The organism is Marinobacter albus, assembly GCF_030238305.1.
Lineage (GTDB): Bacteria > Pseudomonadota > Gammaproteobacteria > Pseudomonadales > Oleiphilaceae > Marinobacter > Marinobacter albus.
The window spans coordinates 2,028,226-2,050,457 of the sequence record NZ_JASSQD010000001.1 but is presented as its reverse complement, the minus strand read 5'-3'; the positions used below and the strand labels follow the sequence as shown (position 1 = coordinate 2,050,457).

Sequence of the window (22,232 nt, the reverse complement as noted above, 5' to 3'; positions counted from 1 at the left end):
CAAAAGGAGGCATTCATCATGAATAAGGCTACCGAATTCCGGCTGGAGGCCCGACCAAGGGTCCCCGAAGTACTTGAACGACTGGAGGAATTGGCCAACAACCTTTTCTACAGCTGGGATCATGGGGTTCGAAATCTGTTTGCCCGGATCGACCTCCCGCTCTGGCAGAAAGTGGAACACAACCCCAAGCTGTTTCTCCGTCGGGTAGCCCAGGAGCGTCTCGATGAGGCTGCCGAGGATCGAGCTTTTCTCTCTGAATATCGCCGTATTTTAGGAAGTTATGATGCATACCTGGAATCAGAGTCAGGTCCGGAAGTCGATGAAATTCTGAGCAGGGATACCGAACTTGTCGCCTATTTCTGCGCGGAATTCGGTTTCCATGAAAGCTTCCCGATCTACTCCGGTGGCCTTGGCATTCTTGCGGGCGACCACTGCAAGGCAGCAAGCGATCTCGGATTGCCGTTTGTCGCGGTCGGCCTCCTGTACCAGCAGGGGTATTTCATACAGACCATCGACCCCCAGGGCCAACAGGTTGCCCGCTACCAGTCTCATTTCAGCGATGAGTTACCCATATCGGCGGTAGAGCTGAATGGCGAGCCGCTCAAGGTCGCGGTGCCTTTCCCGGATCGGAATGTCGTGGCCCAGGTCTGGAAGGCTCAGGTCGGCCACATCGACCTTTACCTGCTCGATACCCATACCCACGAAAACAATGCGGAAGACCGCGAACTGACCCTTCGGCTCTACGGTGGCGACGAGTCCACCCGCATCAGTCAGGAAATGCTTCTCGGCATCGGCGGCACGCGGGTTCTTGATGCCCTCGGTCTGGCGCCCACGGTCTGGCACATCAACGAGGGCCACGCGGCCTTTCAGATCCTGGAACGGTGCCGGCAACTGATGGCCGGTGGCCTGGATTTCGAAGCAGCACTAGAGGCAGTGGCAGCGGCAACACTGTTCACGACTCATACACCTGTGGCCGCCGGGCACGATATCTTCAGCCGGGATCTCCTGCTCTATGCCCTGGGAGCCTACCTGGATGAATCCGGTCTTGATTTTGAAAAGGTGTTTGCCCTCGGGTCCAAGAATGGCGACGAAAGCTTCAACATGACCAGCCTTGGGCTTCGTGGATCAAGATTTCACAACGGCGTGAGCCGGATCCATGGCTCGGTGGCCTCAGACATGGAAGGAGATGTCTGGCCCCAGATTCCGGCCGAAGAAAACCCGATTGGATACATCACCAACGGCGTGCATGTACCAACCTTCCTGGCCCCCGAGTGGGCCAGCCTGTTCGATATTCAGGCCCCAACCTGGCGAAGCGAATTGCGCGATCGGGATTTCTGGGAGTTTGTTGAGCGAATACCGGATTATCACTACTGGAGTGTCCACAAGGCCCTGAAGCAGCAAATGGGGGAATTCGTGGTCAACCAGCTCCAGCGCCAGCACGTCCGCAATGGCACCGGCCATTCGGTAACAGACCGCATGACGCGGCAGCTTATATCCTTCGATAAGGATACCCTCGTGATCGGTTTTGCGCGCCGATTCGCCACCTACAAACGTGCTACGCTGATTTTTTCCGACCTCGCGCGATTGGAACGTATCCTGACCGACCGCGACCACCCGGTGGTTCTGGTCTTTGCGGGCAAGGCCCATCCAAAAGACAAGCCCGGGCAACACCTGATCAAGGTGATTCATGATCTCTCCATGCAGGCGTCGCTCATGGGCCACGTCATATTGCTGGAAGACTATGACCAGGCCATGGCCCGGCACCTGTTGAGCGGCGTTGACGTCTGGCTCAACACGCCGGAATACCCGAAAGAAGCAAGTGGTACCTCCGGGGAAAAAGCCGCGCTTAACGGCGCATTGAACCTGAGTGTCCTGGATGGATGGTGGGGCGAAGGCTATGACGGCGAGAATGGCTGGGCGATTACGCCCCGCAACCTGGACCTCGATGCCGAGTTCCGGAATGAGGAGGAAGCCCGGGATCTTCTGGACCTGCTGGAGTTCGAAATTGTCCCGCTCTACTACAATCGCGCCTCCCAGGGTTACTCCAAGGGTTGGGTAAAGCGTTCAAAGGCGTCGATGAAAACCATCACCCCACGTTTCAACAGCCAGCGGATGGTGATGGACTATGTCGAGCGCTATTACTCGCACGCCTCCATGCAGGGCAAGAAAATGCTTGAGGATGATGCGGCGATTGCCAGGGAACTCGGCGTCTGGAAACAGCGGGTGCGAGAGGCCTGGCCGGGAGTGAGCCTCAATGTCCAGGGGTGCGTGGAGAGTCGCTGCGCCTTCGACGAAACCATAGAGCTCCGGGTTGAGGCTAACCTGAATGGCTTGGCGGCCGGCGATGTCAGGGTGGAGTGCTTGGTGACCCCACAATGCGTTGGTAGCTACCAGCGGTCTGGCGACAACCGGGTTCTGCTCAAAGAAGAGAGTGACCAGGACGGGAAAACCGTGTTCTCAGCCCAGATCGCGCCGCCCTACCCGGGCTTGCAAACACTGAGACTGAGAATGTACCCCTATCATGACGCCCTCACCCATCCTCTGGAGATGGGCGCCTTGCTATGGATCTGAATGCTTCAAGCCCGGTCTGGTCAGAGCGCGTGCCGTCGGATGAAGCGGCCAATATCAAGAACTTCTTCCAGGCAGACACTGTGTTCCATCGGGAAGGTCTGATAGGCAGGGTCATAGCCCATTTCCTTCAGGGTCTCGACGCTTTGCACACCCAGGGATTCGGGTACCATCGGGTCGAACGTGCCGTGGTAAACGCTGATCGGCGTTTCTGCGTTGGCTGCTGACGGTTTGATGGTTTTTGCGGTCGCGAAATAGGTGGATAACGCCAGTATGCCGGCAAGGCGTTTGGGGTAGGTCAGCCCAAGCTCGTAGGCAACGGCACCGCCCTGGGAAAAGCCGGCGATAATGATCTTTTCTGCCGGAATACCCCGTTCGATCTCGCGATCAATCAGTTTTCCCACCGCGGCGGCGGATTCCATCAACTGGTCGGTATCCACGACCCGGTCGATGTCCATTGCCTTGATGTCGTACCAGGCTGGCATAGTCACGCCGCCGTTAATGGTGACCGGGATATTGGGGGCATGGGGGAAAATGAAACGAACCGCAGCACCCTCCGGTAAGCCCAGTTCCGGAACCACCGGCTCAAAATCGTGGCCACTTGCTCCCAGCCCGTGCAGCCAAATAACCGCGGCTGTCGGTTCGGAACCCGTTTCCACTTCAATATACTCAAGATCCTGCACTCAACACCTCGTTGACGTCGACAAATGAATCACCGGAGTTTTTCCGGGCGGCGTTAGTCTGAATTCGCTTCCAGTGCGGTCACCACTGGATTGGCGTACATGTCCAGCAGGTACGGGCGTATCGCCGGGTCGCACGCTTCCAGGCGGCGCTCCATCTCGGCTTCAGCCGCTTCCAGTTCTGCCGGCGACCACGCTTCAGCCGTGACCACCGTTTCGCTCACATTCTCCTGCGTCGCATGGGAATCCGGGTGCACGCCGCGCATCTCATAGGCGGCGAGGTTCGAGGCGTGCAAATGATAATGGGCATGCATCTCCTCATCGATCCGTTTGGCCAGATCCCTGGGGTTGTCCGGTGAATCATGGATGGGCGCGCCAAAATGCACGTGAACATGCCCTTTGAACCCGGTAAGCCCCTTCATGATCTGGCTGGTGTCTTCACCTTCTGCTTTGGTGTACTTCCCGGTCCGGGCGCGGGTTTCCAGCTCCCGAGCCTTGTCCTCGTCGCAGGGATCGTACTCGTAGGCAATTGACACGGGCACGATGTGCAGCCGGTTCATTGCCTCGGCAAAGCTAAGCCCGCTTTTCTTGCGGCTCATATAGAACATCTTGATGATGGCGGGATCGGTGAAATCAAGACCATCCTTGGCACGCCCCTCGCGCTGTGCGATCCAGATGCTGTTGTTGGTATCGATGCTGTGGTTGATGAAACCAGACAACGTCATGTAGGCGTCCCGCATCTCCCGGGGACTGGTCATATTGCGACGCACAACAAAGCTCTTGTTGAGCCGCATCATTTCGGCAAAAACACGGTTGGCAAGGAGGTTGTCCCCGATCGCGATTCTCGTGGTGTGGAAACCGTGCCGGAAGAGTTCAAAATTCACCACCATCGGGTCGAACACAATATCCCGGTGGTTAGAGATAAACAGGTGGGAACTGTTCTTGTCCAGGTTTTCCAGCCCGCTGGCGGTGACGCGACTGGTGGTACCGTCGACCAGTTCACCCACGTATTCGGAAAGTCGGGCCTGGAGATCGTCAACGCGATTGAACTGGCCAAAATGGCTGATCAGCCAGCGGCGGATAAATACCCGCAATACCGCCGGTGCCCATCTGGCAATGGTCGGCGACTTGAAACGCCCGATCATATCCAGAAAATCCGGATCGTTAACCAGGCGCCGGATAGCCGGACCGGTCTCTTCGTCCGAATAAGGACGGATGGCATCAAATTCCTGCATGGAAGCCCTGTTATTGTCAGTTTCTGTCACAGATATCCGCTGAACCGTGGTTCAAAAGGGCAGTATTGTAGCGTTTCTCGGGTCACTTTGCCTCCATAGCTGTACCTGTCGGTTTCGCCATCACCGGTCAGGAATCTGGTATGATTTGCGGCCTCTGCCGAGGCAGTCATTCCATCCCTGCAATCCTACCGGCCTCATGCCGGAAAACCGGTTACCTTATGCACTTTGAACAGGATTTTGAACAGCTGACCACCGAACGACCGACTGTATCCAGCCAGGATCCGGAGCAGGTTCTTCACGAAGTGTTCGGTTATGAAGCCTTCCGCCCCCTGCAAGGTGACATTATCCGGGAAGTGGTCAGCGGCAACGATGCGCTGGTGCTCATGCCCACCGGTGGCGGTAAGTCCCTGTGCTACCAGGTACCGGCACTGGTTCGCCCGGGCACAGCCATCGTGATCTCGCCCCTGATTGCCCTGATGCAGGACCAGGTTGCCGCCCTCCGGGAGCTGGGCGTAAAAGCCGCTTTCCTCAATTCCACAATGGATTTCGAGCAGGCTCGCGCGACCGAATATGCGCTGATGACCGGAGAACTGGATCTGCTCTACTGTGCACCAGAACGTCTGATCCAGCCCCGCACCATCGAACTGCTGCATAACGCATCCATCTCACTGTTTGCCATTGATGAGGCCCACTGTGTCTCCCAATGGGGTCATGATTTTCGATCCGATTATCTTCAGCTCAGCATGCTGGCAGGCGAGTTCCCGGGCATTCCCCGCATTGCCCTGACGGCCACGGCGGATGAACGAACCCGCAAGGAAATCGCCGAGCGCCTCACGCTGACCGAAGCCCGGCACTTCGTGAGCGGCTTCGATCGACCGAACATCCAGTATCGGATCGCCCCGAAAACCAACGCAAACAAACAGTTATTGGACTTCATTAAATCAGAACATGAAGGTGAGTGTGGCATCGTCTATTGCCTTTCCCGCAACAAGGTGGACGCAACCGCCAAAATGCTGGCGGATAAGGGGTACACGGCTCTTCCCTATCACGCCGGCCTTCCTGCAGACGACCGGGCACGGCATCAGGAACGGTTTCTACGGGAAGACGGTGTCATCATTGTTGCCACCATCGCATTTGGCATGGGTATCGATAAGCCTGATGTCCGCTTCGTCGCCCACCTTGATTTACCGAAAAGTCTGGAGGCTTATTATCAGGAAACCGGCCGGGCCGGACGGGATGGCAAGCCCTCCACCGCCTGGATGGTCTATGGTCTCCAGGACGTGATCAAGTTGCGTCAAATGCTGGAAGCGTCCCAGGGCAACGACCACTTCAAGCGGGTGGAGCGGCAAAAGCTCGATGCCATGTTAGGCTTATGTGAGGTAACCCGTTGCCGGCGTCAGGTCCTGTTACGCTACTTTGGCGATGTCCTGGATGAGCCCTGCGGCAATTGCGATACCTGCCTGAACCCACCAGAAACCTGGGACGGCACCGTAGCCGTCCAAAAGGCACTTTCCTGCGTCTTCCGGACCGGCCAGCGCTTCGGGGTTACCTATCTCATCGACGTACTCCGTGGCTCCGAAAACGAGCGAATCCTGCAGTCCGGCCATCACGAAGTGTCGACTTTTGGCATTGGTACGGAACTGTCCGCCAATGAGTGGAAATCGGTCTTTCGTCAGCTTGTCGCCAACGGTTATCTGCGCGCCGATCCGGAGGGCTACGGTGCCCTGCAGTTGACTGAACAGTGCCGCCCTCTGCTCAAAGGTGAACATCAGGTTGAGCTGCGGAAAGATCCGGAGGTGAAAAAGACAGCATCCCGGTCCTCTGGAACCCGGGGCGGTTCGGCGGTGCGGGATCAGATTACCGACGACCACGGCTGGGAAGTCTTGCGCGCCTGTCGCAAGGAACTGGCGGAAAAGAAGGGGGTGCCGCCCTACGTGATTTTCCACGACACCACGCTTTTTGACATGCTTGAGCGAAAGCCCCGCTCCCTTGAAGAGCTGGCTGAGGTCAGCGGTGTTGGGGCCGCCAAACTTGAAAAGTACGGGGCTATTTTCCTCGAGGCGATTGCCGGCCTGGACCGGAAGTGACGCCAGAGCCTGTTCAGTCTGTTGGCTTGAAACCCTGCTTCCGCACCCGGTAATGGGCGATGGAGGTGGCGACGTGATTCCCCTCCTGATCGTGCAACTGCCCTTCCAGGGAGAACTTCGCGCGGCCGGTGTTGTCCGCGTCCGTCAGGATTTCTTCCACGGTTTCCGGGGGCAATGAAAATTCAACGGTCACGTCGGAGTTGGCCGGCTGCAGAAACTGCAGGGTCATCTCTTTCAGAATCGGCGTGTACGACGGGCCAAGATCAAACAGGGTAAGAACGCCTCCCGGGATTTCGGCGACCAGAAAATAAGCGCCGGCGTAAAGACTGCCAAAGTGGTTCTTGTTCCCCTTTAGCCGGATTTTCGCTTTCACGTAGCCCGGCCTCAACTCCTCGACGCTGAACCGGTTGCGGGTAGCGAAGGGGATCGACATCCCGATAATCCTGTTGACCGCTGAATAACCACCCGTCTTGCGCAACCACGCCAATGGGCTTGCAAGGGTGGCGTTGGAGTCCGAGTTCGCGACCCATTTTCCGGTCGCGCCAATGAGGTTATCGATGAGTGCCATAATATTGCTCTTCTTGTCTTCTGAGGATGGGCCTGATCATCACAATGGCCGCGTCAGTTCGCAACATAGTTTTACATTTTTTTGAAATTTTCGACCTTTTTTCATCAGGTTCTGATCTAAAGTAAAGACGTTTTATTATCTTTTAGGCCGGTCAAACCGGTGTATGTTCCGCCCCTGGAGAAGGAATTCTGGTTTTGGGACGAGCTTCCGCAATCACGCTAGTGGCAATGCTGCTGTGCCCCGTTTCCTGGGCAGGAGCCGCCGCTCCGTTCGAGTCAACCCGCGATTACATCCTGTGGTACCGCAATTTCGACAGTCCCGCCATCAACGCGCTGGTCAACCTGGCCCTGCGTAAGACACCGGAATATGGATCCTTTCGGCTGGTCAGAAGCCAGGATCTCAGCCAGGGTCGGGTTCTGCGGGAACTGAGTCGGAGCCGGTCACGGCTGGTGGATATTGCCAATGTCGCGACATCCAGGGAACGGGAACGCTTTTTGGCCGCTGTCCCCATCCCCATCGATGGGGGGCTGCTGGGCTTTCGTGTCTGCGTGGTGCGCCCGGAGCATTTGCCCCTGTTCAGGGAGATTCGCACGCTCGAGGATCTTGAAGAGTCGGGTATCCGCATTGGACAGGGCACCCATTGGCCGGATACTGAAGTACTGCGGGCCAACAACATTGAGGTCGTCACCCACACCCGGTATGAAATCCTGTTTTCAATGCTTCGAAATGATCGATTTGAATGTTTCGCCAGGGGCGCCAGCGAAGTTTTGTATGACCTGGAGGTTGAGGCCGATCCAAACCTGGTGATTGAACCGGACATTCTGTTGGCCTACGCCATGCCTTCGTACCTGTTTGTGGCTCCGGAGGACAAACAGACTGCCCACCGACTGCAACTCGGCATGGAACGAGCCATTCTGGACGGCAGTTTTGCGGAGTTTCTGAGAACCTATTACGGGCGCGCCGTACAGGAACTGGACCTGCCCCACCGCCGTATTCTGGTGCTGGAGAATCCCTACCTCAGTGAGGAGTCAGGGAATGTCGGGCGGCAGACACTGGAGTCCCTGCGTCACCGCCTCGACATATTGAGCCGCTAGACCCGGAAACGTGAGGCGTTCTGATTGAGGGTATGACCAATGCTCTCGATCTGCCCACTGTATACGTCGTTCTCAGTCGCCGCTGCCGCAGCCTCCTGTCCTTGATCAGCAATTCGAGTGATCGACGAATTCAGTTCCTCGGTCACCGACGTCTGTTCTTCCGAGGCTGTGGCAATCTGAGAGGTCATCTGGTTGATCGAGGTGATCGCTGCTGCAATCCGGTTCAGCGAATCCATCGCATCCTCGGCTTTCTCCATACTGACGTTGGATACGGCCGTAGAGGCCTTCATAACGCTGACTGCGTCATTGGCCCCTTTCTGCAGTCGCTCTATCATATCGTTGATTTCTTCGGTGCTGGCCTGGGTTCTCTGGGCCAGGTTCCGGACTTCATCGGCAACAACGGCGAAGCCTCGACCCGCTTCCCCTGCCCGGGCCGCTTCGATGGCTGCGTTCAGCGCCAGCAGGTTGGTCTGCTCAGCAATCCCCTGAATCACTTCAAGTACCGAGGTGATGGACGTAACGTCCTTGCCCAGCGTATTGATAACGTCCGCGGCGGCATTGATCTCCCGGGCCAGTTTCTGCACCGCATCCCGGGACGCCCCGACGGTTTCCAGGGAGGCACGACTGTCGTTATCTGCTGTATTCGCCGCGTCCGCGGTCTGTTGGGCATTCTGCGCAATTTCACCGGCCGCTGCCGACATCTCATTGATTGCCGTCGCAACCATATCAATTTCCACTTGCTGCTGTTCCACGCTGGAACGGCTGTTGCTGGCGGTGTCCCGCAGTGATCGAACGTTACTGCCCAGTTCTTCGCTTCCCTGCTGAACATCGCGCACCACCGTCTGGATATTTTCCACGAAGCGGTTAAAGCTCTCTGCCAACTGGCCAAACTCGTCCCGGGCGCTGACTTCCAGTCGCTGTGTCAGGTCCGCATCACCGGTGCCGATGTCGGCCATGGCACCGTTCAGCCGACGGAGCGGCGACATCAACAGCTTGATACCGATATGCAGCACCACCAGTGACATCAGCAAACCAATTACGGCGATTACCAGCCCAGTCATGCGCGCGCTCTGCACCGGCGCACTGATTTTATCCTGATTCACAAAGGTGCCCAGATACCAGTCCACGCCTCGGGCATCGCTGATGGGATAGAAACTCGCACTCCACGAAGCCTCACCGGCCTCGTATCCATGGGGCCTGCCATCCATCACCGGCTTGGTGCCGATCAGTGTTTTGATGTTCTTGCCGATCAGCGCTTCGTCCGGGTGAAACAGCACCACCCCTTGGGCATTGATCAAGGCCGCGTAACCTGTGTCCGCGAGCGTTACCGTTTCCAGCGTCTTTTCGATGGCTCCGAGCCCGATATCCGCACCGGCAACTCCCTTATAGGCGCCCCGCTTTACTGGTGCCAGGGTCGAAATGATGGTGTCATTGGTGCTGGCGTCCCGGTAGGGTTCGGTGAACGAAGCACGGCCAAGGCTCATGGCTTTCCTGTACCAGGGCCGAACCCGCGGATCGTAGTCGGCCGGAAGTGTGGCGTTGGCTTCCTCGGACTTCATCAGCATGAAACCATCGGCACGGCCAACATAGACGTCCCGGAATCCCCCTCCGGTGGTGATGGCCTGAAGTACCGTTCTGGCCTGCTCATCCGTATCCACCCGCTCCAGGGCTTGGGCGGTTGATTCGGTCATCTTCAGCCGGGTATTAAGCCAATCGGCGATACTCGACGTACTCTGGGCAACCGCGTCGTCGATCAATGCATCGACGTAGGTAGAAGTGGTTTTCTGCAGTCGCAGGTCGCCCGAGAGCGTGAAGGCGGCCATTACAAGCAAAAGCAGCACACTGAAGGCGGTAAGCAGCTTTTGACCAAAAGTCAGGTTCAAAGTGGAATCCTCTGGGAAAATCATTAAGTCACAATACTGAAAGCGCGGGAACATACGCTTTCTCGAAATAAATATCCGTTAAGTGATGTTTCGGCCTGTTATGCGAACTCTTTAACAGCATCTGATAAACTTCTGAAATATGTCGCCGGTTACGTAACTACCTCTACTTCTCAACCCAACGGGAGCCGAACTGAATGGCCCACGAAGAACTGCACCTGAATCTCCGGAATCTGACGCTGGACGACTACGATCAACTTCAGATCCTGATGGACCGTATTTACGATGACATCGGAGGTGCATGGCCAAAGGAGACGATCAAGGCATTGGTGGAACAGTTCCCCGATGGACAGATCTGCATCGAGGATAATGGTCACCTGATCGCGGTCGCCCTCACCGTCTGCGTCAAGTATGAGCGGTTCAGCAATCCGCACACCTACGACGATCTCATCCTCCGCAACGAGAAGATCTGGCACAACGCCAATGGGGACTCCCTGTACGGACTTGATGTGTTCATCCATCCGGAATATCGCGGTTACCGTCTCGGACGGCGGCTCTATGAGGCACGGAAAGAGCTTTGCCGCTCCATGAATCTCCGAGCCATTCTTGCCGGTGGTCGTATCCCCAGCTACCACAAGTACGCGGACCAGTACACGCCGGCGGAATACATCCATCGGGTAGACCGCAAGGAAATTTACGACCCGATACTGAGCTTCCAGCTCTCCAACGATTTCCAGGTCACGCGGCTGATGCACAAGTACCTGCCGGAGGATGAGAAATCCCTCGGCTACGCGACGCTGCTGGAATGGCGCAACATCCTCTACACGCCCCCGTCTTCGGTCCTGAACGTCAAGAAAACTCAGGTGCGTCTCGGCGCTGTGCAATGGCAGATGCGCGAATTCACCTCAGTAGAGGAAGTGCTCAAGCAGGTCGAGTACTTTGTCGATGCCCTCTCGGATTACAAGAGCGACTTCGCTCTGTTCCCCGAGTTTTTCAATGCGCCGCTCATGGGCCTTACTGATCAAATGGACCAGACCCGGGCCATTCGTTTCCTGGCCGGCTTCACCGAGCAGTTCCGGGATGAAATGTCCGAGATGGCAGTGAGTTACAACATCAACATCATTACCGGATCCATGCCGCTCCTGGAAAACGACCGTGTCTACAACGTGTCTTACCTGTGCCACCGGGACGGACGGGTTGATGAACAACGCAAGATCCATATCACACCACACGAACGCCGGGACTGGGTTATCGAAGGAGGTAGCGATTTTGAGGTGTTCGAGACCGATGCCGGTCGCGTCGCGATCATGATCTGCTATGACATCGAGTTCCCGGAACTCGGCCGGATTGCCTCCTGTGAAGACGTCGATATCATCATGGTTCCGTTCTGGACAGACACCAAGAACGGCTACCTTCGCGTCCGGCATTGTGCCCAGGCGCGGGCCATCGAAAATGAATGTTACGTTGTCATCACAGGCAGTGTCGGCAACCTGCCGAAGGTTGAGAACCTGGACGTCCAATACGCCCAGTCATCCGTATTCTCTCCCTCGGATTTCGCCTTCCCCCACGATGCGGTGATGGCTGAAACGACCCCGAACACGGAAATGATCATGTTCTCAGATATGGATCTCGAAAAACTCAAGTTGGTGCGTAACGAAGGCTCCGTCACCAATCTGAAAGATCGGCGCGTGGACATGTATGAGCTAAAAAAGAAGTAGTGCCGGCCGATACACTCAGGCAGGGACTTTACGCACTGCCTGAGAGCTACCACGTAGGGCACTGATGGCGTTGCCAAACAACCAATCAGTGTCTATTGTTTAGACAATATCCTGCTCACCGTCCGTATGGTGAGCCGCAGTGGATACGGAAATTCGCCAGAGTAAATCTTGATGAATGAATCTTTACCAGACCTAATCGCGCAATTTCGAGTCAGGCAGGGCCTGTTCCGTAAGGAACTGGTTGAAGCGGCCCTCTATGAACTGGACGCGTATGGGTGTGTGATGAAAACCGACAAGGTCTTCAATCCTGGCGATACCATTGCTCTGGATCTGGTAATGGATATGCCCTTCGACGAAATTCGAGCCGAAGGCGTTACCGGGCTCGTGACTGAGCGTAGAAAACACTGCAGCAACTTCTTCTACTCCGTTGATTTTGTTGAGCTTGATTCTGAGAAAGATTCCCCCCTTGCGGAAAAGCTCCGCCGGATACGGGAAGTGCTTTCAAAGAAGCAGTCTCTTAAATCACGACGTTCCCCAGGGCCTCTCTCCGGTTTCCGGCAATTGGCCTGATTCTGTTCGACTGTTCGTCCCCCACCCGTAAGGAGACATTTCATGGCGAAGAAAGCCAAACCGAGCGTTGATAAGATCGTAAAAAAGGTCAACAAGGAATTCGAGAAAACGTCCTCCCAGATCGAAGGGCTGGTCAACGATGCGCTCAAGCAGTTCGACAGCTTGCAGCAGCAGATTCAGGACCCGGTCAGGAAGCTGTTGAAAGAAGTGGACGACCTGCGTGAGCGGGAGATGAAGCGGTTCAACGATGAGTTTGAACGCAGGCTCAACGAATTCCACGAGCTTCAGAGCAGTATTCTTGAACGCCTGGGTGTCGCCTCAAAGGAAGCCGGAAACGAGGTAAAGAAACGCACCGAGGAAATCAGTCAGGAAGCGAAGACAGCGGCCAAAAAGGCGGCGCCAAAATCGTCCGCCAAATCCGGTAGTAAGGCCGCCAAATCTTCGGCTAAAAAAACGCCTGCCAAGAAGACGCCCGCCAAAAAGGCACCTGCTAAGAAGCCGGCGACTGGCACAGCCAAAGCCGTCGACAAAAGCAACCTGACTCTGGTGAAAGGTATTGGTCCGGCAACGGCCAAGAAGATGAAGGAAGCTGGCATTACGTCCATTGATCAGATCGCCAATCCTTCCGAGGCCGACCAGGAAAAGCTCAAGGCCTTCTCCAACATCAAGGGATTTTCCCAGTTCAGCACTGAAGCCAAGAAAATCGTATGATGCGAACGCCTGACCAGCCTGTTTTACGGGACATAGTCCTGGTTGGCGGCGGGCACAGCCACGTCGGGGTATTGAAGCGGTTCGCCATGAACCCGGTCCCCGGCGTGCGGCTTACCCTGATCTGCCGAGATACCCACACGCCCTACTCTGGCATGCTGCCCGGGTACGTAGCCGGCCATTACAGCTATGACGACGTGCATATAGATCTCAGCCGTCTGGCAGAATACGCCGGAGCCCGGTTCTACCGTGACGAAGCGATTGGTATCGACCGGGATCAGAAGCGAGTTATATGCCGTGGTCGACCGGATGTGCCCTACGACATTCTGTCCATCAATATCGGTTCGTCTCCGCAAGTCAACGAAGTTGAAGGGGCTGCCGACCATGCGGTCCCGGTCAAGCCCATCACCGGCTTCAATAACCGCTGGCTTGCCCTGCTGTCCCGGATCGAAAACCACGACGGGCCGCTGTCTATCAGCGTTGTCGGAGCCGGTGCCGGTGGCGTTGAATTGACCCTCGCCATGCAGTTCCGACTGACGAAAGAACTCAAGCAGCGGGGCAAAGATCCGGATCAGCTGCATTTCCATCTTTTCGACGCGGCCGACGAGATTCTTCCGACCCACAACCCCAAGGTTCGCGAAATATTCCGGAAAACACTCTCGGAACGGGGCGTGAAAGTTCACCTCGGGTCCCCGGTCCGCAAGGTTCAGGAAGGGTTGTTGCTGACCGAATCGGGCGAATCCCTGCAAACAGACGAGGTCCTGTGGGTAACCCGCGCAGGCGGCCCTGAGTGGTTAAAGGACACCGGACTCGCCCTGGATGAGAGCCTGTTCATTCGGGTTCGTGACACGCTTCAGTCCGAGAACGACGACAGCATTTTTGCCGCCGGTGATATCGCCAATGTCACCAATCACCCGAGGGAAAAAGCGGGGGTATTCGCGGTACGCCAGGGCCCTCCCCTGGCCGACAACCTGAAGCGCATGGCCCTCGGCAAGCGAGCCAGAGATTTTCACCCGCAGAAAAGTTGGCTGGCACTGATCAGTACCGGCGACAAGTACGCCGTCGCTTCCCGCGGGAACATGGAATTCGACGGTGCCCTCGTCTGGCGCTGGAAAGACTGGATCGACCGCCGCTTCATGAAAAAGTTCAACGACCTGCCGGCCATGGAGGATGACGCCAAGCTACCCGACACGGCCGCGGCACAGAACCCCGAAGAAGCCTCCCAGGCTATCTCGGCAGTGGCCATGCGCTGTGGCGGCTGCGGTGCGAAAGTCGGCAGTACCGTGCTATCCCGGGCACTCGGAGAGCTCAAACCGATTGAGCGGGACGATATCCTCATTGGTCTGCATGCGCCCGATGATGCGGCAGTGCTCCGGGTCCCCCCCGGCAAGGCTGTGGTCCATACCGTGGATTTTTTCCGGGCGTTCATCGACGATCCCTATGTTTTTGGTCGCGTTGCAGCCAACCACAGTCTTGGAGATGTGTTCGCCATGGGCGCCGAGGCTCAGAGTGCGACCGCTGTGGCGACGGTGCCCTATGGCATAGAATCCAAGGTCGAGGACGTCGTTTTCCAGATGATGTCCGGGGCGGTGGAGGTGCTGAATGAGGCCGGTTGTGCCCTGGTGGGCGGCCACACGGGCGAAGGTAAGGAATTGGCGCTGGGCTTTGCCGTCAACGGCCTGATCGATCCGGATGAGGTCATGAGTAAAGGCGGATTGCGGGCCGGTGATGTTCTGATACTCACCAAACCGATCGGTACCGGCACTCTGTTTGCCGCCCACGCCCGACTGGCGGCCAGAGGTCGTTGGATTGATAGCGCCCTTGCCTCCATGATCCAGTCCAACAAACTTGCGGCGGAATGCCTGAGGCGATACGGATCCCGGGCCTGCACAGACGTTACCGGCTTCGGACTTCTCGGGCACCTCGTCGAGATGACCCGGCCCTCGGGCGTTGACGCAGAGCTGGACCTGTCTGCAATTCCGGTATTGCCGGGAGCGGAAGAGACCGCAGCGGCCGGCATCCTGAGCTCGCTCCAGCCTGCCAACATCCGGTTGCGTCGTGGTATCCGGGATCAGGAGAAATGGGTCAAGCATCCCAGGTACCCGTTGATCTTCGATCCGCAGACGGCGGGCGGCTTACTCGCCAGCGTTTCCGCCGATCAGGCCGAAGCCTGCGTGCGGGAACTGAAATCCCTCGGCTACCCGCACACCGCAATTATCGGTCGGGTGCTGCCGCAGGATGTGGAAGGCGCCATCGAACCCATTTCGCTAAAGGACTAGCGTCTGAACCGAGGGACTACCCTTTCAGATCAGCCCGGCGCCGGGTGGCTGTCTCCAACGCCCGTTCTAGGGCCCGCCGCTCGTTCTCGGGCGTGAAAAGCGGGGCAAGTGCCTGCACCTGCTCCGACAGGCGCTCCCGGTATTCCGGGTCAGTTTCTGCCCGGTGGAGGGTATGGGCAAGTGATACCTCATCCCCAGCCGGGAAATAACCGTCGTAATGATCACCCAGCAGGCCGCGATTTCCGGGGATGTCCGAGGCGATGATCGCCAGCCCCGCCCGACAAGCCTCGGAAACCACATTGGCGCCACCCTCCATCACGGAGCTGATCACCATGAGCTGGCATCGCGCCATCAGTGACCGGATTTCTGCTTTGTCGAGCTCACCCAGCCATTCGAAGCGCGGATTTTCCTGCACCTCCTTCTCCACCATCGATTGCCAACTGTCATTGTGCGGCTTTCCGGCGCAGAGAACGCGAACTGTCGAATCCTCTGGCAAAAGCCGGGCAGCAATCGCGGTCCTAAGGGAATCCTTTTCCTCCCTCAGATGGCCAATCACACAGACGTCAAAACAATCGGTGTTGCGGCCGGCGTTTCGCGCCGCAGGCAATGCCTCTGCAGATTGGTAAAGGGTAATGAGCTTATCGGTAAACTGCTCTGGAATATCCTCGTTCACCCGGGCGTGCAATCCAATCAATACGTCGGCCGCCGCCATGGACGCCAGTGTGGGAAGTGGGTATTCGTGCTGGTGGCGGTAAATGTCGGTGCCCGTCAACGCCAGTAACAACGGCGCTTCCGGCCAGCATTTCCGGAACATCTGGATGGCATCGTGACTGCGCCAGGCATGTAGGGCGACAAACGCATCGCAACTCTCGCCCTGGTATTCCGTCACAACAGCAACCTGATGGCCGGCTTGTCGGAGCAGGTCAGCCCAGCGCTCGGCGGTGGCACGATTGCCGGCACGGGATCCCGGAGGTGCCGGCGTGATCATTATTATTTTCATGATTTTCCCATTCACAAACGATGCAAAGACTTGGGGTTACAGGGCTGAGCCAATCAAAGCAGCAATTCGTATAGCTGTTCAGGGTTGACGCAAATCAAGGTATCCTTGGCCCTTCAGGATGCGACGTGCGTTCGCTCACTCCAGTCATCCAATCATAGAACTAAGGACATCAAATGGCTTTGAATCTTATACGGAAATTCACGCTTTCCGGCCTGCTTGGTGCAATGGCTTTCTCCGCATCCGCTGAAACCTTCGTGTTCACAGCCATTCCCGATGAGGACGAAACAAAGCTTGTGGAGCGGTTCAGAGGCGTTGCCGACTACCTTTCGGAAGAACTGAATGTGGACGTTCGGTATATTCCCGTCAAATCCTACGCCGCCGCTGTATCGGCATTTCGTAACAATCAGGTTCAGTTGGCCTGGTTCGGTGGTCTTTCCGGTGTCCAGGCCCGACGTCTGGTTCCCGGCTCCGAAGCGATTGCCCAGGGCGTCGAGGACGAAGCCTTCCAGACCTATTTTATAGCCAACACCAGCACTGGCATTGAACCGGCTGAAGACCTGTCTGAATTGCAGGATGGCCTCAAAGACAAGACCTTCACCTTCGGGTCCAAGGGCTCTACCTCCGGCCGTCTGATGCCGGAATTCTACATTCGTGAAACCTTCGGCGAACAGCCAGAGGACTTTTTTTCGCGGGTTGGTTTCAGCGGCAATCACACACGTACTCTCCGTCTCGTAGAGGCCGGCACCTACGAGGTTGGCGCGCTGAACTTCCAGGTCTGGCAGAAAGAGGTTGAGGATGGCAACGTCGATACCGACGCGGTTCAGGTGATCTGGGAAACCCCGCCGTACCCGGATTACCAGTGGACCATCCGCGGTGACGTGAACGACCGCTTTGGAGAAGGCTTCAAGGATCGTGTCAAAGAGGCGCTGTTGAGCCTGGACGATAAAGCGCTGCTGGAAAGCTTCCCGCGCTCAGGTTTCATCCCTGCCTCCAATGACGATTACGAGCCCATCCGGAAGACAGCCGAAGAGATTGGAATCCTCGATTAATGTCAGGATTCGATCTCCCAAGTCTGACAGCTTCCTTCAGCGGAGAGCGGGTGGTTGGCCCGCTCTCCCTGACGGTCAAACAGGGCGAACAGGTCGCTCTGGTCGGCAAGAGCGGTGCCGGCAAATCAACACTGATTCGATTGATTCATGAGCAGGTGAATCGGAACTCTTCACTGGTGCCACAAGAGTTGGGGCTGGTTAACGCCCTTCCCGTTTTCCACAACGTTTTCATGGGCCAATTGGATCGGCATTCAGTCTGGTACAACACGATGTCCCTGATCCGCCCCTTTACCGCGGACAAAACAGCCGTTCGGGAATTGCTGGCTGACCTGGGCATGCCTGAAAAGCTCTGGATTCCTACGGCGTCGCTGTCAGGCGGACAGCGTCAGCGGGTTGCAGTAGCGCGAGCCATGTATCGAAACGCCGGTTTACTCCTGGCGGATGAACCGGTATCCGCCCTTGATGGTCCCATGGCACACCTTGTCATGAAGCGACTCAAGGAATACTTTACGACAAGTGTCATTGCGCTCCACGACGTCGAAATGGCATTGACGTACTGCAACAGGATAGTTGGAATACAGGACGGCCAGGTCGCACTGGATGACACCAGCGATCGCCTGACTGCCGCCGACATCATGTCACTCTACTAGGAAACGCCAGCCCCTCATGTTTTCCTATCCGACGGTTCGAACCAGCCTGATTTTTCTTGCCATTGCGGTGGCTGGGCTGCTGGCCGCCGACATTGCGATAACCGCTTCCAATCCATGGCGGGATCTTGGCAACTTCTTCCTCGGTGTCGTGACTCCCAATTTTTTCAGTTCCGAGGGGCTGATGACGGCATTACTGAGGACCGTCGCCTTCGCGTTCGTGGGGGTGGCGCTCGGGAGTGTGGCCGGCTTCATGTTGTCTCTGGTCTACCGTTTCTTGCCCGTTCGCATCTTCTGTGCGTTTATCCGGGCCATTCACGAGCTTTTCTGGGCGCTCATCTTTCTCCAATTCTTCGGTTTCCACCCGCTAACGGGGGTTCTCGCCATTGCCATCCCCTACTCCGGGATCTTTGCCAAGGTGTATTCCGAGATTCTCGAGGAAGCGGATCCCGAGCCGGGCCGCCTGTTGCCGCCCGGCACTGGGGTTATCGCCGCATTCCTGTACACCCGAATTCCGGATTGCTGGGTCCAGCTTCGGACCTATACCGCGTACCGGCTTGAGTGCGGCCTGCGCTCCAGTGCCATCCTCGGCTTTGTGGGTTTGCCGACATTGGGGTTTTACCTCGAATCGGCATTTTCCCAGGGGCTTTACTCAGACGCCGGCGCCATGCTGATCCTTTTCTATGTATTGATCGCTACCATGCCGTTATGGGTCAAACCCAAGCTGCTACCGATCTACATACTCGGTGCGCCTTTTTTCCTGGGGGACGGACTGCCGATCGTCTGGGGAAATGTTGAACGGTTCTTCACCCAGGACATCATTCCCAGTCCCATCAGGCAGGGCGAGGGTCTTGCCGGCCTGACCTCCTGGTTTGGAGACCTGATGGTCCATCAGGCCCTGCCGGGCATCTGGAACACGGTGATTCTCACCCAGATTGCCTTGGTCGGGACCGGCATTCTGGCCCTCTTGCTGTTCCCCCTGATCTCCAATCACTTCGGCGGTCCCATTCGCCGGACATCCGGCCATGTATTTCTGGTCATTGCACGGTCAACACCGGAATACATCCTTGCCTACATCCTGCTTCAATTGTGGGGTCCTTCGATGTTGCCTGCCGTTGTTGCGCTGGCTCTGCATAATGGCGGTATCATCGGCCACCTGATTGGTCGCCAGACCAATAACATCAAGTTGAGAGGCGATGCCGTAAAGGGCTTCAGCCGTTACTCGTGGGAGCTGGTGCCCAGGGTTTACCGCTCGTTCCTGGCCTTCCTGTTCTACCGCTGGGAAATCATCATGCGGGAAACAGCGATCCTCGGCATTCTCGGCATCTATACCCTGGGCTTCTACGTGGACAGCGCCATTCAGAATATCCAGTTTGACCGTGCCATGATGCTGATCCTGATAACCGCTCTGCTCAACATCGGTGTGGATGCCCTCGGACGCTACATCCGCCGGAAACTGGCACTGCAAACCATGCCAACCTGCTAGCGGCTTTGGCTCGCTTTAGCCTGTAAATATTACCGACATAGATGAACGGGGCGCGGATTTTGATGTTCATCACAGTTCCGTCACTCCGGCCAATCGAAAGGCTCAATCTGCCAAGCTGTACCATCCCCCTGCGGGTTACAGTTCGTTACACTTCGGCCGGGTTCTGAACTATTTGAGGCGGGTAAGACATGACAGATGGGTTGGTTTTCGTGATCCAGATTGGCCTGGTAGCCCTTGTGCTGCTGATGGCCTATCGCATGTTCTCGCTGGTGCGCGCGGCCCCCTTGCCGGAGAGCGGTTCCAACCAGGAGCTCGGGCCAGCCCCGTTTATTGGAAAGCAGACCACGCAACCCGTCACCTCATCCGACCGGACGGAACTGTTTACCCGGCTGCACATTCTTGCAGGCCTTCAGGAACGGGATTGTCGAGTCAATGGGCTTGATCTGGCTAAGGCGCCGGAGGCGGTGCGGGACTATGCCGCGGTTTGGCTGTACGGCGCTGCCTGCGCGCTTTGCGACAGATCCACCCGACATTCCGACTCCCTGGCGGGGCTGGCCGCGCACATCGCACAGCGGAAAATCGGAATTCGGCAGCCTCAGGCACTTCAGGCAATTGCCACCTTGAGCCAAAGCAGTGCTCTTCTGGCGTGTTATCGAGGGGGCCTGGAGGGCGCGGAGTTCTGGCGGCAACATCACTACGTAACGCCCGCCAGCAGTCTTTATGAGGCCATCACGGCCAATGCCTTTATTTGATGGCAGCCTGATCGGAGACCGTGTCCAGTTCCCAGTTCGTGCCCAGTTGGATTGATTCCCCTGTGTCCGCCTGATTGATCGGCACGCCTGCGATGGCAGGCCTGGTAAAACCGCCCTCTTCCGTATTCTTCATGCTTTCCACGTCAACGGATCGAACCAGATAGACGGTTCCGTCAGACACGACTCTGGCCCGATGGGTCAAGCCAAACACGAACCGGCAGTAATCCAGTTTCAACTGCAGCAGATCCTGCTCCGCTTTGCGGATCTTGCGAAGCAGTACCTTCTGAACGCTATCTCCGTAATCCATCGTATCCTCCATGGAATCAGTGTTGATGTTGGTGAAAAGTGACTGGAATTTTACACAATAATGGAGGCTTGTCAGCTATCCACCCGGAACACCATTTTCACGGGAATGCTTTCCAATGCTTCCTGGCCCTGCTGTAGATCGATGCGCCAGACCATCTCCGTTCCGGTGCTGCAGACAGGAGCCGTAAAACTCCCGACATAACTACCGTCGACCTGACGGCGAAGCGGCACCGGGTACTCGCCCATGTACATGGATTCGCCCCTGAGCACCGCGAGGAATCGTTCCGGGGGCTCGGGCGATATTACAGTGAGCCTATACTGGGAATCCTGACTGCCCTCACCAGGGACTTGAAGATCTACCGTCCACTGCCCGGCCCGGCTTGACCACGAACAGCTTCCCTCCAGCAGGTCGCATATCACAGTTGGGCCGCCCCATGGTTCCTGACCGTTATTTCTTAACATTCGGGGGACGAATACCACCGTAGCGACCAACGCCAGTATCAATCCCACAATCATGGCTGCTCGTAACATTGTTATACCTCAGTTTCGGACAGCGGCATTATGAGCGCTGAGCGGAGACAGGCAAAGCTTTCTAAATTGGCGCCAGTCATGAGAAAATACTGCGCTTTCATTTCTGACCCATTTTAAAGACAGGATACGCCCGTGCAGCCGGACATTTCCGTAAAGCACCTCAGCAAGGTTTATGGCGACGGTTTCCAGGCATTGAAAGACATCAACCTGGAAATCAACCGGGGCGAAATATTCGCCCTGCTCGGCCCGAACGGAGCCGGAAAGACGACCCTGATCAGTATTATCTGTGGCATCGTGAACCTTTCCCAGGGCGAGGTGAAAGCTGCCGGCCATGACATCGTGCGAGAGTATCGCAAGGCCAGGCAGTCCATTGGCCTGGTCCCCCAGGAGCTGAACACGGACTCCTTTGAGACCGTATGGGACGCTGTTTCGTTCAGTCGCGGTCTCTTCGGCAAGGCCCCCAAACCCGAACACATCGAGAAGGTGCTGAAGGACCTGTCGCTCTGGGACAAACGCAACAATCGCATCATGTCGCTGTCCGGCGGCATGAAACGCCGGGTGATGATTGCCAAGGCGCTGTCCCATGAACCCCAGATTCTCTTCCTTGATGAGCCAACCGCAGGCGTTGACGTTGAATTGCGCCGGGACATGTGGGAAATGGTCAGGAAGCTCCGGGAGAACGGTGTGACCATCATCCTTACCACACACTACATTGAAGAAGCTGAGGAGATGGCGGACCGGATTGGTGTGATTCGCCACGGCGAAATCATTCTGGTGGAAGAAAAAGACCGCCTGATGAGCAAACTCGGCAAGAAGGAACTGCGGCTGCAGCTTCAGAGCAGGCTCGATAAAATGCCTGGCGAGCTCACGCTCGAACCCATTGAACTGTCTGATGATGGCTACGAGCTGATCTACACCTTCGATTCCCAGCAGGAACAGGCCGGCGTCGCGCGGTTGCTGCGTACCCTCGGCGATCTCGGTATCGAATACCGGGACCTTCAGACCCGGGAGAGCTCCCTGGAAGAGATTTTTGTCGGCCTCGTGCACGAATAGCCCCGCCCGAATCACTGGAGA

Annotated in this window: 19 protein-coding genes; 12 read left to right on the top strand and 7 right to left on the bottom strand. The window is 56.8% G+C overall.

From position 1 onward, the window contains the following. Window positions 1–18 precede the first annotated feature (18 nt). Window positions 19–2,571 (top strand): alpha-glucan family phosphorylase, encoded by a 2,553-nt coding sequence (glgP, locus tag QQF73_RS09575; RefSeq protein WP_219865693.1) that lies wholly within the window; start codon window positions 19–21, stop codon window positions 2,569–2,571. Window positions 2,572–2,591: 20 nt separating this feature from the next. On the opposite strand, the gene QQF73_RS09570 is transcribed toward glgP, so the two are convergent. Both QQF73_RS09570 and QQF73_RS09565 read right to left on the bottom strand, forming a co-directional pair. Beyond that, the gene (locus QQF73_RS09570) at window positions 2,592–3,251 is read right to left on the bottom strand and encodes an alpha/beta hydrolase (protein ID WP_285368029.1); all 660 of its coding nucleotides are present in this window, start codon (window positions 3,249–3,251) and stop codon (window positions 2,592–2,594) included. Window positions 3,252–3,304: 53 nt separating this feature from the next. After that, window positions 3,305–4,483, bottom strand: a complete 1,179-nt coding sequence (locus QQF73_RS09565) for a 1-acyl-sn-glycerol-3-phosphate acyltransferase (protein ID WP_219865947.1) — start codon at window positions 4,481–4,483, stop codon at window positions 3,305–3,307. A gap of 218 nt (window positions 4,484–4,701) precedes the next feature. On the opposite strand from QQF73_RS09565, the gene recQ reads away from it, so the two are divergent. After that, on the top strand, window positions 4,702–6,570 hold the full coding sequence (recQ, locus tag QQF73_RS09560; protein ID WP_285368027.1) for a DNA helicase RecQ: 1,869 nt from the start codon (window positions 4,702–4,704) through the stop codon (window positions 6,568–6,570). Window positions 6,571–6,583: 13 nt separating this feature from the next. Here recQ and QQF73_RS09555 read toward each other — a convergent pair whose 3' ends face one another. Beyond that, window positions 6,584–7,138: a YiiD C-terminal domain-containing protein gene (locus tag QQF73_RS09555; protein WP_285368025.1), complete on the bottom strand. Its 555-nt coding sequence runs from the start codon at window positions 7,136–7,138 to the stop codon at window positions 6,584–6,586. Window positions 7,139–7,332: 194 nt separating this feature from the next. Here QQF73_RS09555 and QQF73_RS09550 point away from each other — a divergent pair, with 194 nt between their 5' ends. Then, window positions 7,333–8,232, top strand: coding sequence for a hypothetical protein (locus QQF73_RS09550; RefSeq protein WP_345782952.1), 900 nt, complete (start codon window positions 7,333–7,335; stop codon window positions 8,230–8,232). Here the strand turns inward: QQF73_RS09550 and QQF73_RS09545 are convergent. Further along, window positions 8,229–10,115: a methyl-accepting chemotaxis protein gene (locus QQF73_RS09545; protein WP_219865697.1), complete on the bottom strand. Its 1,887-nt coding sequence runs from the start codon at window positions 10,113–10,115 to the stop codon at window positions 8,229–8,231. The two genes, QQF73_RS09550 and QQF73_RS09545, sit on opposite strands and share 4 nt — an antisense overlap. Window positions 10,116–10,309: 194 nt before the next feature. Here QQF73_RS09545 and QQF73_RS09540 point away from each other — a divergent pair, with 194 nt between their 5' ends. The 4 genes from QQF73_RS09540 to selD all read left to right on the top strand — a co-directional run bounded on the left by QQF73_RS09540 (window position 10,310) and on the right by selD (window position 15,387). Next, on the top strand, window positions 10,310–11,830 hold the full coding sequence (locus QQF73_RS09540) for a GNAT family N-acetyltransferase (RefSeq protein WP_219865698.1): 1,521 nt from the start codon (window positions 10,310–10,312) through the stop codon (window positions 11,828–11,830). A gap of 171 nt (window positions 11,831–12,001) precedes the next feature. Continuing rightward, entirely contained in the window at window positions 12,002–12,400 is a 399-nt protein-coding gene (locus QQF73_RS09535; protein WP_219865699.1) for a hypothetical protein, read from the top strand. 42 nt (window positions 12,401–12,442) lie between these two features. Then, window positions 12,443–13,111 (top strand): helix-hairpin-helix domain-containing protein, encoded by a 669-nt coding sequence (locus tag QQF73_RS09530; RefSeq protein WP_219865700.1) that lies wholly within the window; start codon window positions 12,443–12,445, stop codon window positions 13,109–13,111. Next, on the top strand, window positions 13,111–15,387 hold the full coding sequence (gene selD / locus QQF73_RS09525) for a selenide, water dikinase SelD (RefSeq protein WP_285368294.1): 2,277 nt from the start codon (window positions 13,111–13,113) through the stop codon (window positions 15,385–15,387). The genes QQF73_RS09530 and selD overlap by 1 nt, the downstream gene beginning before the upstream one ends. Before the next feature lie 16 nt (window positions 15,388–15,403). On the opposite strand, the gene senB is transcribed toward selD, so the two are convergent. After that, complete coding sequence (gene senB / locus QQF73_RS09520) at window positions 15,404–16,387, bottom strand: selenoneine biosynthesis selenosugar synthase SenB (RefSeq protein ID WP_285368021.1); 984 nt, start codon at window positions 16,385–16,387, stop codon at window positions 15,404–15,406. 173 nt (window positions 16,388–16,560) lie between these two features. On the opposite strand from senB, the gene QQF73_RS09515 reads away from it, so the two are divergent. From QQF73_RS09515 to QQF73_RS09500, 4 genes are all read left to right on the top strand, one after another. After that, window positions 16,561–17,436, top strand: a complete 876-nt coding sequence (locus tag QQF73_RS09515; protein WP_219865702.1) for a putative selenate ABC transporter substrate-binding protein — start codon at window positions 16,561–16,563, stop codon at window positions 17,434–17,436. Then, the gene (locus QQF73_RS09510) at window positions 17,436–18,086 is read left to right on the top strand and encodes an ATP-binding cassette domain-containing protein (protein WP_219865703.1); all 651 of its coding nucleotides are present in this window, start codon (window positions 17,436–17,438) and stop codon (window positions 18,084–18,086) included. Before QQF73_RS09515 ends, QQF73_RS09510 begins: the two co-directional genes overlap by 1 nt. Before the next feature lie 16 nt (window positions 18,087–18,102). Continuing rightward, a complete protein-coding gene (locus tag QQF73_RS09505; RefSeq protein ID WP_219865704.1) occupies window positions 18,103–19,569 on the top strand; it encodes a PhnE/PtxC family ABC transporter permease in 1,467 nt (488 codons plus the stop codon). A 188-nt stretch (window positions 19,570–19,757) separates the two neighbouring features. Further along, window positions 19,758–20,321: a hypothetical protein gene (locus QQF73_RS09500; protein WP_219865705.1), complete on the top strand. Its 564-nt coding sequence runs from the start codon at window positions 19,758–19,760 to the stop codon at window positions 20,319–20,321. On the opposite strand, the gene QQF73_RS09495 is transcribed toward QQF73_RS09500, so the two are convergent. Together QQF73_RS09495 and QQF73_RS09490 are read right to left on the bottom strand one after the other, a co-directional pair. Further along, window positions 20,314–20,628, bottom strand: a complete 315-nt coding sequence (locus tag QQF73_RS09495) for a hypothetical protein (protein ID WP_285368020.1) — start codon at window positions 20,626–20,628, stop codon at window positions 20,314–20,316. The genes QQF73_RS09500 and QQF73_RS09495 overlap by 8 nt on opposite strands. Before the next feature lie 71 nt (window positions 20,629–20,699). Next, complete coding sequence (locus tag QQF73_RS09490; protein ID WP_228743177.1) at window positions 20,700–20,879, bottom strand: hypothetical protein; 180 nt, start codon at window positions 20,877–20,879, stop codon at window positions 20,700–20,702. Between the two features lie 411 nt (window positions 20,880–21,290). Between QQF73_RS09490 and QQF73_RS09485 the strand changes: the two genes are divergently transcribed. Further along, window positions 21,291–22,211 carry an ABC transporter ATP-binding protein gene (locus tag QQF73_RS09485; RefSeq protein ID WP_285368019.1) on the top strand — a complete coding sequence of 307 codons (921 nt, stop codon included), beginning with the start codon at window positions 21,291–21,293 and terminating at the stop codon, window positions 22,209–22,211. The last annotated feature ends 21 nt before the right edge of the window (window positions 22,212–22,232 follow it).

Bases quoted from the DNA above. Each gene is read 5' to 3' on its own strand.
- glgP (WP_219865693.1), top strand. From the start codon at position 19: ATGAATAAGGCTACCGAATTCCGGCTGGAGGCCCGACCAAGGGTCCCC.
- QQF73_RS09565 (WP_219865947.1), bottom strand. From the start codon at position 4,483: ATGCAGGAATTTGATGCCATCCGTCCTTATTCGGACGAAGAGACCGGT.
- recQ (WP_285368027.1), top strand. From the start codon at position 4,702: ATGCACTTTGAACAGGATTTTGAACAGCTGACCACCGAACGACCGACT.
- QQF73_RS09555 (WP_285368025.1), bottom strand. From the start codon at position 7,138: ATGGCACTCATCGATAACCTCATTGGCGCGACCGGAAAATGGGTCGCG.
- QQF73_RS09540 (WP_219865698.1), top strand. From the start codon at position 10,310: ATGGCCCACGAAGAACTGCACCTGAATCTCCGGAATCTGACGCTGGAC.
- QQF73_RS09535 (WP_219865699.1), top strand. From the start codon at position 12,002: ATGAATGAATCTTTACCAGACCTAATCGCGCAATTTCGAGTCAGGCAG.
- QQF73_RS09530 (WP_219865700.1), top strand. From the start codon at position 12,443: ATGGCGAAGAAAGCCAAACCGAGCGTTGATAAGATCGTAAAAAAGGTC.
- selD (WP_285368294.1), top strand. From the start codon at position 13,111: ATGCGAACGCCTGACCAGCCTGTTTTACGGGACATAGTCCTGGTTGGC.
- senB (WP_285368021.1), bottom strand. From the start codon at position 16,387: ATGAAAATAATAATGATCACGCCGGCACCTCCGGGATCCCGTGCCGGC.
- QQF73_RS09515 (WP_219865702.1), top strand. From the start codon at position 16,561: ATGGCTTTGAATCTTATACGGAAATTCACGCTTTCCGGCCTGCTTGGT.
- QQF73_RS09510 (WP_219865703.1), top strand. From the start codon at position 17,436: ATGTCAGGATTCGATCTCCCAAGTCTGACAGCTTCCTTCAGCGGAGAG.
- QQF73_RS09505 (WP_219865704.1), top strand. From the start codon at position 18,103: ATGTTTTCCTATCCGACGGTTCGAACCAGCCTGATTTTTCTTGCCATT.
- QQF73_RS09500 (WP_219865705.1), top strand. From the start codon at position 19,758: ATGACAGATGGGTTGGTTTTCGTGATCCAGATTGGCCTGGTAGCCCTT.
- QQF73_RS09495 (WP_285368020.1), bottom strand. From the start codon at position 20,628: ATGGATTACGGAGATAGCGTTCAGAAGGTACTGCTTCGCAAGATCCGC.
- QQF73_RS09490 (WP_228743177.1), bottom strand. From the start codon at position 20,879: ATGTACATGGGCGAGTACCCGGTGCCGCTTCGCCGTCAGGTCGACGGT.